We start from the raw sequence: 15,956 nt of genomic DNA on the forward strand, positions 1-15,956 counted from the left end.
GGGGGCGGGCCCGGCCTCGACGTCTGGCAACACCTGACGTCTGGAACACCTGACGTCTGGAGCGACGGCTCAGTCGAAGACGTAACGCTGTCCGGCCCGCGCCTTGAACGTCTTCTCGCCGCCCTTCAACAGAGCGCTGCGCACAGTGAGTTCACGCGTGCGTGACGCGGTGAGCACGATGCGGGTGGCGCGTCCGCCCGACCACGTGATGTCGAGCCGCGCCCCGCCGCGCGCCCGCAGACCTCGCACCGATCCCTCGGGCCAGCTCGCGGGCAGCGCGGGCAGCACCTCGATGACGTCGAACTGGCTCTGCAGGAGCATCTCCACGATGCCCGACGTCGCTCCGAAGTTGCCGTCGATCTGGAACGGCGGGTGGGTGTCCCAGAGGTTGGGCAGCGTCGAGGACTTGAGCTGCTCGCCGAGCATCTTGTGCGCGTGGTCGCCGTCACGCAGACGCGCCCAGAAGTTGACCTTCCATGCCTTGGACCAGCCGGTGCCGCCGTCGCCACGCGCGGTGAGGGACACTTTCGCGGCGTCGGCCCACTCGCTGCCCGGCTGGATCTGCCGTCCGGGGTGCAGGGCGTAGAGGTGGGAGACGTGCCGGTGGTCGTCGGCCTTGTCGTCAAGGTCGGCCTTCCACTCCTGGAGCTGTCCCCAGGAGCCGACGCGCAGGCCGGGGTCGAGCTCGCGGAGGGTCTTTTCGAGATCGGCGCGGAACGCGGCCGAGTCACCGAGCACGCGGGCGGCTTCCAGGGTGTTGGTGAGCAGGTCGTGGACGATCTGCTGGGCCATGGAGTCGCCCGCGGTGAAGTCGCCGTGCTCGGGTGAGTAGCTGGGGGTGACGACGAGGGTGCCGTCGCGCGGGTCGGTGCGGAGGTTGTCGAGCCAGAACTCGGCCGCCTCCTTCATCGGCGGATAGGCGGTGGAGCGGAGGTACTCGGTGGAGCCGCCGAAGCGGTAGTGCTCGTAGAGCTGCGCGGTGAGCCAGGCGGCGGCCTCGGGGAACCAGAAGGAGGTCGACCAGTCGTGGACGCCGGTGAAGCCGTAGGGGTTGGTCTCGTTGTGCACCACCCAGCCCCGCGATCCGAACATCTCCTTCGCGGTTCGTCGTCCCGGCGCGCGCAGTGCCTCCACGAAGCGGTCGTACGGCGCTGTGGTCTCGGCGAGGTTGGCTGCCTCCGCGAGCCAGTAGTTCATCTGGAGGTTGATGTTGGTGTGGTAATCGGCCGACCAGGGCGGGGTGGTGCTGTTGTTCCACACGCCCTGGAGGTTCGCGGGCAGCGAGCCCGCGCGGGACGAGGCGATGAGGAGGTAGCGCCCGTACTGGAAGAAGAGGGCTTCGAGGGCGCGGTCGGCCGCGCTCGCCCCTGCGCCGTACCTCTTGAGCAGCTGGTCGGTCGGGACGTCGGCGGGTGCGCTCTGGCCGATGTCGAGGCCGACCCGGCCGAACAGCTCGCCGTGGTCGCGCAGATGGCGGGCGCGGAGCGCGCCGTGGCCCCTGGCGACGGCCTTGTCGAGGGTGCGGGTGACGTCGGCGTGCGGGTCCTCGCCCCGGTAGTGGGGGTAGGTGTCGGCGTAGTCGGTGCCCGCGGCGAGCGCGAACCAGACGTGGTCGGCGCCGCTGACGGTGATACTTCCGTCCGCGTTCGCCGTGCGCGTGCCGCCCTGGTGCACGACGCGCAGCTGTGCCTCGAACTTCAGCCCGTTGTCGGTGAGTTCACCGCGTACGACGATCCGGTCGCCCTCGGCGTTCGCGGTGAAGTCGGCGCGGGGCGAGGTGTGGCGCAGAGTGCAGGTGACGCTCGCGGGGCGGTCGGCGCCGAGGCGCCCGACGAGCACACCGTCGGGGAACGAGGCGAAGAACTCCCGCTCGTGGCGGACCTGTTGGCGGGTGTACGTGGCGGTCGCTAGGCCCTTGCGGAGGTCGAGGGCTCGGCGGTACGTGGCGTCGGGCGCGTCCGGGGTGTCTGCCATGTCGAGGTGCAGATCGCCGAAGGTCTGGTGGGCGCCGTAGCCGCGGCGGGGCTGGCCGAGCTCGGCCGCTACCGCGTCGGGGCCGACGGCGCCCTTCTCGTCAAGATCCGCGCGCACCGCGTCGAGGGCGCCGGGCCTGGCCTCGCGCCAGTCGCCGTGGTCGTAGCCCTCGCGGGATCCTGGGCCGCCGGTCCACAGCGTCTTCTCGTTGAACTGGAGCCGCTCGGAGGCGAGGGTGCCGAAGACCATGGCGCCCAGGGCGCCATTGCCGATGGGGAGGGCCTCGCGCTCCCAGTCCGCGGCGGGCGCCGCGTACCAGAGTAGTGATTCATCGGATGTGTCGCGCTCGTCGCGTTGCCTGTCAGGTTGCCCCTCAGCTGCGGCCGCGGCACCGGCGAGCCCGCCTCCACTCGATGCGAGGGCAGCTGCGCCACTGACGGCGGACTTCATCGTGGTTCTTCGCGAGATCCCGGGAGTCATGACGGGTCACGTTAAAAGTCCGATGACTGGCCTGGCAAGGCACATGACAAAACCCACCCCCTCGTAGAACTTCAGCGAAAGGGGTGGGTACGTGGGCCCGCGGTGGTCCCGGGTGGGTCAGCCCTGCTGGAAGAGCTCGGCGGGCAGCGGTTTGAGCAGGGCGTACAGATCATCCGTGATCGGCCGGTCCCAGGCGGCGATGGTGACCAGGACGCCGTCGCTGCGGTCGAACTGCACGCAGGAGATGCGGCTTTCGGAGAGCTTGAGGCGGCGCACGATGAGGAGGTTGTCGCCCTGCATCACCGGCATGTCCTCGGTGGTGACGACGGTGATCTCCTCGTCGTTCTCCAGCGCGAGCAGCAGCTGGGCCACCTCGAAGGGCACCTCGTCGTCGGCGATCTCACGCGCCGGGGAGCCTTCGGGCAGATTGCCGATGATCATCGCGGGGCCGCGCCCGCCGAAGAGGTCGTAGCGCAGGAAGACTCCCTGGCAGCTGCCGTCGGGGGCGGGCAGCAGGCCCGCGCCGAGGTTGCCGGGCCAGTCACCCGGGTCCATGGCGAGGACATCGAAGTCCGGGCCGGCGGGGGTGGCGGCGCTGCGGCGGCGGAGGAAGGACATGCGCCAATGGTACGTGGCCCGCGGTGCTTGTCGGCGCGGGGGCGGCGCCGGTCCGCACACGCGGGTCGCGGGGCGGTCCGGTGTTCAGCGCGAGGTCAGCGGGGGTGGTGGGGCGCGAGTGCGGCGGCGAGACCGGAGTGATCCGTTCCCACTTTCCGGTACACGGCGGACAGCAGCCGGACGACGGCCGGCTCGTCGGTGTGCAGCTCCTCGGCGATGCGGACGGCCGAGTCGCCGCGGACGGTGAGCGCCGCGGCGGTGCGCTCACGCGCGGTGAGCTCGTCCGTCTCGGTGCTGTGCAGCAGACGCGGGCGCAGGCCGGCCGCGGCCAACTCGTCGCGGGCCCGCTCGACCAGACCGTCGGCACCGCACTGGACCGCCGCTTCGAGCCCTCGGTAGAGAGGGTCGGCGGCATCTTTGGGGCGACCGACGCGGCGCAGTTCGGCGCCGAGACCGACCAGCGCACAGGCCAGTTCGTACGCCGCGGGTGATCGCTCCAGGTGGCTGACGGCCTCTTCCAGGAGCTTGATCCGCACAGAGCCCGACGCGACGTCGGCGGTGATCCGCAGCGCCTGCCCGATCGCCGACGCGGTGGCGAACCTGCGGGCGCGCCGGACCGCCTCGTATGCGGTGGCGAGCGCGCGCTCGGGGGCGTCGTCGGCCTCGGCGAGCGCGAGGTGGAGCTGCCAGGGGCACCAGGCGGGGTTGCGCATGCCGCGCGGGTCGAGGCGGCGGCCCGCCGCGGCGAGCTCGGCCGCCGCGTCCTTGGTGAGGCCACGGGCCAGGAGCAGTTCGCCGTGCACGGCCTGCGCGTCGGGGAAGACGACGGCCGCGGGGAACGGCGCTCCGAAGCCGTACTCCTCGGCGGTGCGTGCGGCCTCGGCCACGCGGCCACGGGCCAGCAGGATCTCGATGAGGATGCCGACGGCGTACCAGTGCGCGGGCGTTCCCGACCCCACCCGCTCGGCGATCCGCAGCCCGGCACGCACGAAGTCCTCGGCTTCGGCGAGACGTCCGCGCCGGAAACGGATGTACGCGAGAAGCGTGTACCCGAACGACAGATGGGCTCCGCGCCAGCCCTGGCTCTCGAAGTCGGCGATCCCGGCGGCGAACAGTTCTTCGGCCCGCCCTGGACGGTCGGCGTACAGGAAGGTGAGCGCGACCAGGACGGGGACTTCGAAGCCCCGGCTCTCCTCGGCCCAGCCGAGCCCGCCGACCAGGGCGCGCTCGGCGTGCCTGACGGCCGTCTCGCCGGGTTCGGCGCGCAGCATCGCGTCCCAGGCGCGGAGTCCGATGATGTACCGCTCGGTGAGATCGCGGCCGGGCAGCCGCTCGGCGAGCCGGGCCAGGCGCCGCGAACGGGCGGGCGAGTCCGGCTCGTCGGCCCGGAAGGCGTCCCACATGAACTGCTCGGCCTGCATCCGGATCCGCACCCGTGGCTCGGTGGTCACGCGGATCTCGCGGGCGAGGGAGTCGGAGGCCTCGTCCAGGCGGTCGGAGTGGGCCAGGACCTGGGAGAGGCGGTAGACGATGCCGTGGCGCAGCGCGGGGTCGGTGATGGGCTCCTCGAGTGCGGCACGCAGGTGGTTGACGGTCGTCGCCGGTTCGGTGAGGAAGGACGCGCAGCCGAGTTCGTAGAGGACCGCTGCTCGGTCCTCCCAGGGCGGGGGTTCGCGCAGGGCGCGGGCGAGATAGCGGCGGGCGGCGTCGGGGGCGCCCGCGCGGACGGTCTCACGGGCCGCGGCGCGCAGTTGCTGTACGACCCAGGTGTCGCCGTCGGGGTGGACTTCGAGGAGATGGCGTGCGGCGGCGGACGCCCCGAGCCCCGCGTTGACCACGGACCAGGCGGCCTGGCCGTGCAGGGCGACGCGTACGCCACTGGGGATGGCGCGGTAGACGGCCGTGGCGATCAGCGGGTGCACGAACTCCAGGGTGTGGACGCCGGTCAGGACGCGGGCGCGGCGCAGCCGGTCGGTGCAGTCGGCGGTCTCCCGCTCGCCGATGCCCGCGACGGCCGCGGCCAGCGCAGGGGAGATCGAGGTGCCCAGGACGGCGCACGCCCAGGCGAACCGGACGGTGGAGGTGCCAAGGCGCTCCAGACGGGCGACGAGCCCGCTGCCCTTGACTGCGGCGGCGAGGTCGCGCAGCAGATGGGCTCCGGCCTCGTCGGGGGTCAGACCGCGGTCGCTGACCTTCACGGTCAGTTCCACGGCCTCGAACGGGTTGCCCGCGGTGACCGCCCAGCATTCGCGGCAGAACGCGTCGTCGGCGCGGGCGCCGAGTTCATCGCGTACGAGGCGGGCGACGGCGGCGGCGCTCAGTGGTTCGAGTCCGATGGGCCGCTGCCCGGCACGGCCGGGCAGGCCTTTGAACTCCTCGGCCTGGGAGGGGAGTTCCTCGGGGCGGTAGGCGACGACGAGCAGCAGCGGAAGGGCTTCCGCGCGGGGCGCGAAGGCAGAGAGCCAGCTCAGCGACTCGGCGTCGGCCCAGTGCGCGTCATCGATCACGACCACCAACGGGGCACGCTGCACCGCGAGGTGGGTGAGTACCCAGTCGAGCCCGTCGCGCAGCCCCTGCGGGTCGGGCGGCGCGTCGTCCGGCGGGGCGCAGAGGCCGAGGGCCGGGCCGACGATGGCGTACCAACTGCCCAGTACGTCGCGCAGTTCCGCGTCGGGGACGGAGGCGAGCAGCGGCTGCACCAGCTGCCGGGCCACATGGAAGGCGACCCGCTGCTCCTGGTCACCGCCGCGCGCAGGCGCCACGGTGCAGCCTTTGGCGGCGGCACGGCGCCGCGTCTCGGCCAGGAGAGCGGTCTTGCCGAGGCCCGCGCGCCCCGCGAAGGCGATGAGCGCGCCTCGGGGCCTGTCAGGGGACTCGGCGCCGTCCCGCGACAGACCGCACAGTTCGCTCAACGCGTCGTCGACAGCGGTGAGTTCACTCTCGCGCTCGAAGAGGGTCCGCTTACCGTTGGTGCCGTGATGCACCATGGGACACTCCCCGCCTCGGTGGCGCGCCGGGCGTTTCCCGCGGCGCATGCCTTGACCTTCAGCCACTTCAGATTACGCCCGTGGGAACCGCCGGGAGCCGATTCGGCCACAGCGGTGCGGTTGGCTGGTGCATCTTGACGCACGCACTCACACACGCACTCACTCACGCACTCCGGACGAAGGGACTCTCACACGTGGTCGGCACCGAGAACGTACTCGACTACTGGCACGGCGGCCTGAGCGAAGTCCCCGACGAGGTGTGGCAACACCCGTCACTGGAGGTCCTGCTCCTCCCCGACAACGCGCTCACGCGGCTCCCCGCACGGATCGGCACCCTGACCTCTTTGCACACACTGGACCTGGGGCACAACCGGCTGACCGAGCTCCCGTCCGGCATCGGCGGCCTGACGGCCCTGAGCCGCTTCCTCTACGTCCACGACAACCGCCTCGCCTCGCTGCCGGACTCACTGGGAGACCTGAAGCGACTGACGTACCTCAACGTGGGCGAGAATCAGCTGACGGCGCTACCGGACACCGTGGGCTCGCTGGAATCCCTGGTGGAACTGCGGGCCCAGCACAATCACCTGACCTCGCTCCCCGCATCCCTCGGCGGCCTCACGGCGCTGCGCGAACTGTGGCTGCGCGGCAACCGCCTCACGTCGCTCCCCGCGTCGGTCGGCCGTCTCGGCCGACTGCGCGAACTGGAGCTGCGCGAGAACCAGTTCACGACGGTGCCGGAGGCTCTGCGTGGCCTGCCCCTGCTGCGGAGACTCGACCTGCGGGCGAACCGTCTGCGAGAGCTCCCGCCTTGGATCGGAGAACTGCCCGCCCTTGAGAAGCTGGACCTGCGCTGGAACGAGACCGTGGTACCGGCGGGGCTGCTGAGGAGGCTGGAGGGGCGGGGGTGCGTGGTGTTGCGGTGAGGCTTGAGATCCGTGCGCGGGACCGGCACTCCTGCCCCATCTGCTCTACCGGGACTCGGGAGGCACCACAGCCACCGCGCCCTGCGCGTGCAACAGCACCGCGTTGGTCACCGAACCCAGCAGCCTTCCCAGCAGCCTCCGGTTCCGGTGCCGTCCCACCACCACGAGGTCCGCGTCCCGCGACGCCTCGACCAGCAGCGCCGCCGCGTCCCCCGACAGGATCTCCTGCTCGACGTTCACCTTCGGATACCGCTCCTTGAAGGGCGCAAGCTGCTCGGCCGCGAGCTTCGCGTACTGCGCCACGCTCGCCTCGTCCGCTTCCGCCGAGGTCACGAAGTCGCCGGTGGCCGTATAGGCGAGTACGGGCCCGGGGCAGGCGCAGACGGCCCGGAGCTTCGCGCCCCGCAGCGCCGCTTCCGCGAAGGCGAGACCGATGGTGTCCTCGTGCGGCGAGAGCGCGTCGAGCCCGAGCACCACACTTGGTTCGGCGCTCTCCGTGCGCTCATCGTCCGGCCTCACCACCACCACGGGGCACGCAGCGTCCCGCGCGCACGCGAGTCCGTTCGACCCGAGCAGCAGGCTGACGAAGCCGCCCCGTCCGCGCGAACCGACGACCAGCAGCCGCGCCTCGTCGCCGAGCCGTGGAATGTCGGGACCGGGGGCGCCGTCCACGACCTCGATCGTCAGCGGAGGCAGCTCCGGCCGCCCCTCCAGGGCCGCGCGCACCCGTTCGGTGACCGGGTCGGCGTCAGGGCTGTGGTCGACGGGCGGCAGGTACGGACCGTCGGCCGACGGCATCGCGTACTGCCGGACATGCACGATCCGCAGCGGTGCCCGCCTCAGCCGCGCCGCTGTCAGCGCCCATTCCAGGGCGTGGTCGCCGCCGGCCGATCCGTCGACGGCCACCACCACAGGTCGGTCGGGCGCATCGGAACTCATGGCTACCTCGTCTCCGGCGCATGGCCAGGGTCGACCGGCTCTGCTGTCAGCCCCAGCTCGTTCAGGAGACGAGCCGCGTGCAGAGTCCAAAGTCACCAGGTCAGCACGGATCACGTCGCGAGCGGCCGCGACAACCGGAGACGAGGGTCCACAACGCCCGCACGGCCTACGTCAGATCGAACTCCCCGGCACGCGCACCGTGCACGAACGCTCCCCACTCCGCCGGAGTGAAGATCAGGGACGGGCTCTCGGGCCGGCCGGAGTTGCGCATCGCGATGAATCCTTCGACAAAGGCGATCTCCACATCACCCCGCCCCTCGCTGCCCGATTGCCAGTCCGCTGTGCTGAGGTCGAGATCCGGCTTGTCCCAGCCCGCGAGCGGGCTCTGCTGACCTGCGAGCGGATGTTGCTGAATGGTGCCTTCGGCCACGTCCGTACTCCTCCCGATGCGTCGTCCGGCCGACAGCCTAGCTTTCGGTTCCGGTGCCGGACAGGGCGCGGAAGGACGACTGCCGCCTGTCCGGCACGACGGATCCGTCAGGTTGTGGGCGGTTCTGCTCCGACCAGCCACATGGAGAAGAACTGCGAGCCGCCTCCGTACGCATGTCCGAGCGCCCTGCGGGCCCCTTCGATCTGGTGCTCGCCTGCCTGTCCGCGTACCTGAAGTGCCGCTTCGGCGAAGCGGATCATGCCCGAGGCGCCGATGGGATTGGTGGAGAGAACACCGCCCGACATGTTGACGGGCAGGTCGCCGTCCAGTTCGGTGACGCCCGACTCGGTCAGCTTCCAGCCCTCGCCCTCCGCGGCGAAACCGAGGTTCTCCAGCCACATCGGCTCGTACCAGGAGAACGGCACGTACATCTCCACGGCGTCGATGTCGCGCCGCGGATCCGTGATGCCCGCCTGCCGGTAGACGTCGGCCGCGCAGTCCTTGCCCGCCTGCGGCGACACGAAGTCCTTGCCCGCGAAGAGCGTCGGCTCACTGCGCATCGCGCCGCCGTGCATCCAGGCGGGCGGCCGGGGCGAACGGGCGGCGCCCGTACGGTCGGTGAGGATCATCGCGCAGGCCCCGTCGGAGGACGGGCAGGTCTCGGAGTAGCGGATCGGGTCCCAGAGCATGGGCGACGCCTGGACCTTCTCCAGGGTGATGTCCTGCTCGTGCAGGTGGGCGTAGGGATTCTTCAGGGCGTTGCGGCGGTCCTTGTACGCGACGAGCGAGCCGACCGAGTCCGGGGCGCCCGTGCGCCGCATGTACGCGCGAACGTGCGGGGCGAAGAAGCCGCCCGCGCCCGCGAGGAGCGGCTGCTGGAAGGGGATGGGGAGGGAGAGCCCCCACATCGCGTTGGATTCCGACTGCTTTTCGAAGGCGAGGGTCAGGACGGTGCCGTGGACGCGGCCCGCGACCAGGTTCGCGGCGACAAGCGCCGTGGAACCGCCGACGGAGCCCGCCGTGTGGACGCGCAGCATGGGCTTGCCCACCGCGCCGAGCGCGTCGGCGAGGTACAGCTCGGGCATCATGACGCCCTCGAAGAAGTCCGGGGCCTTGCCGATGACGACCGCGTCGATGTCGGACCAGGTCAGTTCGGCGTCGGACAGGGCGGCCCCGGCGGCCTCGCGGACGAGCCCTGCGATCGAGACGTCACGCCGGGCGGCGACGTGCTTGGTCTGGCCGATCCCGACGACGGCCACGGGCTCCTTGCCCACCTCACTCATCATGCGTCTCCTTCAAGGACGGCGACCAGGTTCTGCTGGAGGCAGGGGCCGGATGTGGCGTGTGCGAGGGCCCGGTCCGACTCGCCCCGGTGGATGCGGGCCGCGGCCTCGCCGAGCCGGATCAGACCGGCGGCCATGACGGGGTTCGCGGCGAGCGCGCCCCCTGACGGGTTCACCGTGACGTCGTCGCCCAGCTTCAGCGCCTTGCGCAGGACGACCTCCTGGGAGGTGAACGGCGCGTGCAACTCGGCGGTGTCTACGGGGCGTTCGAAGGCTCCGGCCCGCTCCGCGGCCAGGCGGCTCGACGGCGAGTCGGTGAGATCGCGCACGCCGAGGCTGTGCGCCTCGATGCGGTGGTCGATCCCGCGGATCCACGCGGGCCGCTCGCACAGCTCGCGGGCCCGCTCCCCCGCCGCGAGGATCACGGCGGCGGCCCCGTCGCCGATGGGCGGGCAGTCGCCGGTGCGCAGGGGGCGCACGACGTAGTCCCCCTGCGCAACCGAACCCCGCACCTGTGCGTGGGAGTTGGCGGAGGCGTCCTGACGGCTGCGCGACGCCACCCCGGCGAGCGCGGGCTCGTCGGCGTCCCCCGCGTCGATCAGGGCCTGCGCCTGGAGGGCGGCCAGGGCGACCGAGTCCGGCCACAGGGGCGCCACGTAGTACGGGTCCAGCTGCCGGGTCAGTACGTCACGCACCGAGCCGGGGGACGACTTGCCGTAGGCGTACACGAGCGCGGTGTCGGCGTCACCGGTGAGCAGCTTCGTCCACGCCTCGTACAGCGCCCAGGCCCCGTCCATCTCGACGTGCGACTCGGAGATCGGCGGCCAGGCCCCGACCCCGTCGAGCGCCATGGTGAACGAGAAGGCGCGCCCGGCGAGATAGTCCGAGGATCCGGAGCAGGTGAAGCCGATGTCGCTGGTCTTCAGGCCGGTGGCGGCGAGGACCCGGTGCAGGACCGGCATGAGCATCTCCACCTCGGAGAGCTCGTCGGTGGAGCGCAGATGGTCGGTCTGCCCGAAGGCCACGATGGCGATGTCCCGGACGGGCCGCATCACGGACGGCTTCGCCGAGGACATCGCGGAGGGCTTCGCGGAGGGCTTCGCGGAGGGCTTCGCGGAGGGCTTCGCGGACGGCATCTACACCAGCTCCTTGTACGTGTCGTAGTCGGCGTCCGGCTCGCCCGTGGGCCGGTAGTGATCGGGGAAGCGGGCGCCCTCGGTCCACACCGGCTCGACGCGCAGGCCCATCCACACCTGGTCGTAGGGGATGCCCGCGATACGGGCGTGCAGGGCGAGGTCGGCGCCGTCGAGGGCGATGTGCGCGTAGACGTAGGGCACTTCGATGTCGAGGTTCTTCGCCTTGATGTTGACGATGCAGTACGTGGTGACGGTGCCGCGCGGCCCGACCTCCACCCGCTCGGCCGTGGCGACGCCGCAGGTGGGGCAGGCGCCGCGGGGCGGGACGTAGACCTTGCGGCAGGAGGGGCAGCGCTCGCCGACGGTCTTCTGGTCGGAGAGCGCCTTGATGTACGCGCTCTGGGCGCGGCCCGGGGCGTAGGAGTAGTCGAGGCGGGCGGCGGCGACGATGCCGGTGACGGGGTCGCCGAACTCGCCGTCGTGCGGCCGGACTTCCCCTTCCGCTTCGCCTTCGTACGCTTCGAAGCAGGCGATGTCCGTGATGGCGCCGGTGCGTTCGGCGGCCCAGCGGATCCGGACGCGCAGGCCGGTCCTGACGGCGTCGGGGCCCGGCGCGTCCAGGGCGTGCAGCAGCGCGGTGTCGGCGCCGTCGAGCTTCACCAGGACCCAGGCGAAGGGCGTCTCCAGGGGCTGTCCCCTGCGGGGTTCGTGGTTCCAGGCCCAGGTGGTGACGGTGCCGGTGGCGCCGACCTCGACCAGGTCTCGTATCTCCTCGGCGGTCACGGGGTCGTACTCGACGGGCGGGACGAGCGTCCTGCCGTCCTCGGTCTTCACACCGAGCACGGTGCGCTCACGCAGCCCGGTCAGAAACGCACTCTGCACGGGCCCGAGGGACCGGGTGAAGGGAAACTCGAGAACCAGGGGCGCACGCAGCACTTCGGGGGTGGGAGCGGATGCCATGAGCAGAACTCCGTTTCTGAGCGAGGGGCGCCCCGAAGGGCGCGGGGAACTGCGCGCTCGGCCACACCGGGCCCGCAGTCAAGATGCGGCCTAGGCCCGCCGGAACTCCGGGGCCCGCTTCTCCGCGAAGGCCCGGGAGCCCTCCTTCGCATCGGCGGTGTCAAAGATCGGCCACCCCCGCTTCAGCTCCGCCGCGAGCCCGTCCGTCTCGGACATCTCCGCGGCCTCGTACACCGACGCCTTCACCGCCTCCACGGCAAGGGGCCCGCACGCGTTGATCTGCTCGGCGATGGAGAGGGCCTTCTCCAAGGCGGTGCCGTCCGGGACGACATGGCCGACGAGGCCGATCGACGCGGCCTCGGCCGCCGAGTAGGGGCGCCCGGTGAGCAGCATCTCCAGGGCGTGCGTACGGGGGATCTGGCGCGGGAGGCGCACGGTCGAGCCGCCGATCGGGAACAGGCCGCGCTTGACCTCGAAGAGGCCGAAAGTCGCGGACTCGCCCGCGACGCGGATGTCGGTGCCCTGGAGGATCTCCGTGCCACCGGCGACGCAGTACCCCTCGACCGCGGCGATGACCGGTTTGCGCGGGCGGTGGTGGCGCAGCATCGCCTTCCAGTGCAGATCGGGGTCGGCCTTCATCCGGTCCCGGTACCGCTCACCGTCCATCCCCTTGCCCGCGAGGGCCTTGAGATCCATGCCCGCGCAGAACGCGCCGCCCGCTCCGGTGAGCACGACGGAGCGGATCGCGTCGTCCTCGTCGGCGGCCAGCCAGCCGTCGTAGAGGCCCACCAGCATCGGCAGCGAGAGCGCGTTCTTCGCCTCCGGCCTGTTGAGCGTGAGTATCAGTGTGGCGCCTTCGCGCCGCACAGCGAGATGTTCCGTCCCACCCATGGCCGTACTCCCTCTCATAACGGCTCGTCTCATACTCATCACGGCTCGTCTCATCACGGCTCGTCGACGGCCGGCCCGTGTCGGCCATCCGCTGAACGTCGACCGGCGGCCGGCGGCTTCGGACCTGGAACAGGTTGCAGTAGGCGGGGAGCCAGTTCAATAGTTTTCTGACACTCAGTCAGATTTCTTGAACGAGGACCCTTCACACTTGTGGGTGCCTCTGCTCTGATGACCGCCAGAAGAGATGACGCCGGGGTCAGGAGGAGCGGTGGAGTACAACCTTGCCGACCTGTTCGAGTCGGTCGTCGACGTGGTCCCCGACCGCGAGGCGCTCGTGTACATCGATCACCCCGGAACCGGGGCTGAGAGCAGGCTGACGTACGCCGAGCTCGACCGGGCCGCCAACCGCCTCGCGCACCACCTGATCGACAGCGGGATCGAGCCGGGCGAACATCTGGGACTCCATCTCTACAACGGCGTCGAGTACTTGCAGACGGTGCTCGCCTGTCTCAAAGCACGCATCGTGCCGGTCAACGTCAACTACCGCTACGTGGAAGAGGAGTTGGTCTACCTCTACCGTGACGCGGACCTCGCCGCACTCGTCTTCGACGCGGAGTTCACCGAGCGGGTCGCCGCCGCGCTGCCACGCTCCCGGAAGCTGCGGCATCTGGTGCGGGTGGGAACCCCGCCCGCGGACGCCCCCGCACTCGACGCCGTCGCCTTCGCCCGGGCGCAGGCCGCGGGTTCACCGGATCGCGGGTTCGCGGCACGCTCGGCCGACGACCTGTTCATCATCTACACCGGCGGCACCACGGGCATGCCCAAGGGCGTCATGTGGCGCCAGGAGGACCTGTTCTTCGCCGGGCTCTTCGGCGGCGAGCCCGCGGGCGAGCCGGTGAAACGGCCCGAGGAGCTGGCGGAACGCGTCGCGGCGGGCGGCCCCGGCATCACGTTCTTCCCCACTCCCCCGCTGATGCACGGCACGTCGACGCTGACGTCGTTCATCGCCTTCAACTACGGCCAGCGGGTGGCCATTCACCGCAAGTACGTCCCTGAAGAGGTGCTCCGCACGATCGAACGGGAGAAGGTGTCCAGCGTCTCGCTGGTCGGCGACGCGATGCTCAGGCCCCTCATAGACGCCCTGCGCGGACCGCTCAAGGGCACCGACCTGTCGTCGCTCTTCAGCGTCTCGTCCTCCGGGGCGATCATGTCGGAGACGGTGCGTGCCCAGTTCCAGGAGCTCGCGCCGAACGTCCTCCTCCTGAACAACTTCGGTTCGTCCGAGTCCGGCTCCAACGGCAAGGCGACGGAGGACTCGGGCCCGGAGAAGGGCTTCCGCCTGGAGGTCAACGAACGTACGCAGGTGGTGGATCAGGTCACGCATGAGCCGGTGGCCGTGGGTGAGATCGGCCGTTTGGCCCAGCGCGGTCATGTGCCGCTCGGCTACTACAACGACCCGGCGAAGACCGCCGAGACCTTCTTCCAGAAGGGCGACGAGCGGTGGGTGCTGCTCGGGGACATGGCCACCGTCGACGACGACGGCATCGTCACCGTCCTCGGCCGGGGCTCGCAGTGCATCAACACCGGTGGCGAGAAGGTGTATCCGGAGGAGGTGGAGCAGGCGCTCAAGTCCCATCCGGACGTGTACGACGCGCTGGTCACCGGCGTCCCCGACGAACGCTGGGGCAACCACGTCGCCGCCGTCGTCCAAATCCGCGACGGAGCGACCCCGTTGGACCTCGAAGCCATCCAAAGCCACTGCCGCACCCGCCTGGCCGGTTACAAGATCCCCCGCTCCGCGGTCTTCACCACCGAGATCCAGCGTTCACCGAGCGGCAAGGCGGACTACAGGTGGGCGAAGTCGGTTGCGGCAGGCGGAATCTGACGGGGGACGACGGGCGGGCGGGAGGACGTCCGCCGTGAAACGGCGGTCCGGAAGAGACCGTCACGCCGCACAGACTGACGGCAACGCCCGCCCCAGGGCCACGGAGTGCACCACATCGAGCTGCCGTTCATGGCGAACCCGCAGACCGGCCACGGCAAGAAGCCCACGGCAGGAAGGCGCGGAGCGCGCGGACGGAGAGTCTGCGATCCCCCGCACCAACTCCCCGTTCACCCGGTTGATCTCCTTGCGCACCTCCGCGAGATCAGGCCGCTCCCGCGGTGTCGGCGCCTGCGCCGGATCCGCGTCCCACCGCCGGTGCAGCTCCCGCTGCACGATCTTGTTGGCCTCGATCTGGTCCCGGAAGATCCGCACGGTCGCCTCGGGATCGGCGCCCGACTCCCGCGCCTGCTCGGCGACATCCTCCAGGACCTGCTGCTCGCGGGCAGGGTCGTCGATAGGGCTGCCTGTGCCGTACTTCGCGGCGGCGACAAGGTCGGCGGTGGCCAGCCGCTGGGCGGCGAGATCGGCCAACGGGTGGAGCCGGGCGTAAGGCCCCGAGGCGACGACGGACGCCGCGGACGCCGACGAGCCCCGCACCGGAGCAGCGGCGACGGCAACGGCACCGGCCGCCCCGCTCCCGGCGAGCAGAGCCACCGTCACGGCCCCAGTGGTGAGCAGACGCCCCGCGGACGGAGTGATTCGCACAGTGATTCCCCTGATCGACCTGGCGCACGGCGGAGGCCGGCGACCGCCGTCATCGTACGATCACCCGCCGGACAGGCTCTGCTCGTCAGCCCGTGCCCGGTAGTGCGCGGTCTAGGAGGATCTCTGCCGCCGCTCGCGCGTACTGGCCGTAGTCCGCTTCGTTCAGCACCATGGCGCGACTGGCCGCCCCGTCCGCGAGGGTGACCAGTTGTTCGGCGAGCGCGGCGGGTTCCCGGCAGCCGAGCTCCCGCACCGATGCGGTGACCAGCTGAACCATCCGCAGCTTCTGTTCGCGTGCGTACATGTGGACCGCGCTCCGCGGGTCGGGGAACTCCGCGGCGGCATCGATGAACGGGCATCCGCGCACCGGAGCCGTGTCCGCCGCGGGCCGGTCGAACAGTCCGAGGATCCGCTCCCGCGGCGAGATGTCCTCACGGGTCAGCACGCTCTCCAGGGTGGCGCCCGACGACGCGAGGTCCCGCAGGTGGGCGACGACCAGGTCGCTCTTGGTCCGAAAGTGCGCGTAGAGCGTGCGCTTGGAGACCGGCGCCCGCTCGGCGACCTGTTCCATTCCGGTCGCGTTGATCCCCTGGACCGCGAACAGCTGGGCGGCGGCGACCAGGATGCGCTCCCTGCCCCCACGCCCTCCCCGTCCTCGGGGTGCGGTAGTCGTCGCTTCCATGAGGCAAGTATACGTACGCGTTTACTTCGACGGGGTCCGGGGGCTAGGCTCACGCTCATGTAA

13 protein-coding genes are annotated in these 15,956 nt (G+C 71.0%); 2 read left to right on the forward strand and 11 right to left on the reverse strand.

The genetic code is table 11. The features are described 5' to 3' along the window. Nucleotides 1–69 precede the first annotated feature (69 nt). The 3 genes from ACFVXC_RS29965 to ACFVXC_RS29975 form a co-directional block, all read right to left on the reverse strand. Nucleotides 70–2,424, reverse strand: a complete 2,355-nt coding sequence (locus ACFVXC_RS29965) for a glycoside hydrolase N-terminal domain-containing protein (RefSeq protein ID WP_389911610.1) — start codon at nucleotides 2,422–2,424, stop codon at nucleotides 70–72. A 147-nt stretch (nucleotides 2,425–2,571) separates the two neighbouring features. Beyond that, nucleotides 2,572–3,072 (reverse strand): hypothetical protein, encoded by a 501-nt coding sequence (locus ACFVXC_RS29970; RefSeq protein WP_389911318.1) that lies wholly within the window; start codon nucleotides 3,070–3,072, stop codon nucleotides 2,572–2,574. A gap of 95 nt (nucleotides 3,073–3,167) precedes the next feature. After that, a complete protein-coding gene (locus tag ACFVXC_RS29975) occupies nucleotides 3,168–6,059 on the reverse strand; it encodes an ATP-binding protein (RefSeq protein ID WP_389911321.1) in 2,892 nt (963 codons plus the stop codon). A gap of 194 nt (nucleotides 6,060–6,253) precedes the next feature. Here ACFVXC_RS29975 and ACFVXC_RS29980 point away from each other — a divergent pair, with 194 nt between their 5' ends. Then, nucleotides 6,254–6,982: a leucine-rich repeat domain-containing protein gene (locus ACFVXC_RS29980; RefSeq protein WP_389911324.1), complete on the forward strand. Its 729-nt coding sequence runs from the start codon at nucleotides 6,254–6,256 to the stop codon at nucleotides 6,980–6,982. 45 nt (nucleotides 6,983–7,027) lie between these two features. Here the strand turns inward: ACFVXC_RS29980 and ACFVXC_RS29985 are convergent, their stop codons facing one another. The 6 genes from ACFVXC_RS29985 to ACFVXC_RS30010 all read right to left on the reverse strand — a co-directional run bounded on the left by ACFVXC_RS29985 (nucleotide 7,028) and on the right by ACFVXC_RS30010 (nucleotide 12,621). Then, entirely contained in the window at nucleotides 7,028–7,921 is an 894-nt protein-coding gene (locus tag ACFVXC_RS29985) for a universal stress protein (protein ID WP_389911327.1), read from the reverse strand. 166 nt (nucleotides 7,922–8,087) lie between these two features. Beyond that, on the reverse strand, nucleotides 8,088–8,351 hold the full coding sequence (locus ACFVXC_RS29990; RefSeq protein ID WP_389911330.1) for a DUF397 domain-containing protein: 264 nt from the start codon (nucleotides 8,349–8,351) through the stop codon (nucleotides 8,088–8,090). Between the two features lie 107 nt (nucleotides 8,352–8,458). Next, nucleotides 8,459–9,625, reverse strand: a complete 1,167-nt coding sequence (locus tag ACFVXC_RS29995; RefSeq protein WP_389911613.1) for a thiolase domain-containing protein — start codon at nucleotides 9,623–9,625, stop codon at nucleotides 8,459–8,461. Between the two features lie 8 nt (nucleotides 9,626–9,633). Beyond that, the gene (locus ACFVXC_RS30000) at nucleotides 9,634–10,686 is read right to left on the reverse strand and encodes a thiolase domain-containing protein (RefSeq protein WP_389911615.1); all 1,053 of its coding nucleotides are present in this window, start codon (nucleotides 10,684–10,686) and stop codon (nucleotides 9,634–9,636) included. 84 nt (nucleotides 10,687–10,770) lie between these two features. Beyond that, entirely contained in the window at nucleotides 10,771–11,730 is a 960-nt protein-coding gene (locus ACFVXC_RS30005; RefSeq protein WP_389911333.1) for a Zn-ribbon domain-containing OB-fold protein, read from the reverse strand. Nucleotides 11,731–11,820: 90 nt separating this feature from the next. Then, the gene (locus ACFVXC_RS30010) at nucleotides 11,821–12,621 is read right to left on the reverse strand and encodes a crotonase/enoyl-CoA hydratase family protein (RefSeq protein WP_389911336.1); all 801 of its coding nucleotides are present in this window, start codon (nucleotides 12,619–12,621) and stop codon (nucleotides 11,821–11,823) included. Between the two features lie 268 nt (nucleotides 12,622–12,889). Here ACFVXC_RS30010 and ACFVXC_RS30015 point away from each other — a divergent pair, with 268 nt between their 5' ends. After that, nucleotides 12,890–14,506 (forward strand): acyl-CoA synthetase, encoded by a 1,617-nt coding sequence (locus tag ACFVXC_RS30015; protein WP_389911338.1) that lies wholly within the window; start codon nucleotides 12,890–12,892, stop codon nucleotides 14,504–14,506. Nucleotides 14,507–14,566: 60 nt separating this feature from the next. Here ACFVXC_RS30015 and ACFVXC_RS30020 read toward each other — a convergent pair whose 3' ends face one another. After that, nucleotides 14,567–15,211, reverse strand: coding sequence for a chorismate mutase (locus tag ACFVXC_RS30020; RefSeq protein WP_389911340.1), 645 nt, complete (start codon nucleotides 15,209–15,211; stop codon nucleotides 14,567–14,569). An 85-nt stretch (nucleotides 15,212–15,296) separates the two neighbouring features. Further along, nucleotides 15,297–15,893, reverse strand: a complete 597-nt coding sequence (locus tag ACFVXC_RS30025) for a TetR/AcrR family transcriptional regulator (protein WP_389911343.1) — start codon at nucleotides 15,891–15,893, stop codon at nucleotides 15,297–15,299. Between the last annotated feature and the right edge of the window lie 63 nt (nucleotides 15,894–15,956).

It is taken from the genome of Streptomyces sp. NPDC058257 (assembly GCF_042881845.1).
Lineage (GTDB): Bacteria > Actinomycetota > Actinomycetes > Streptomycetales > Streptomycetaceae > Streptomyces.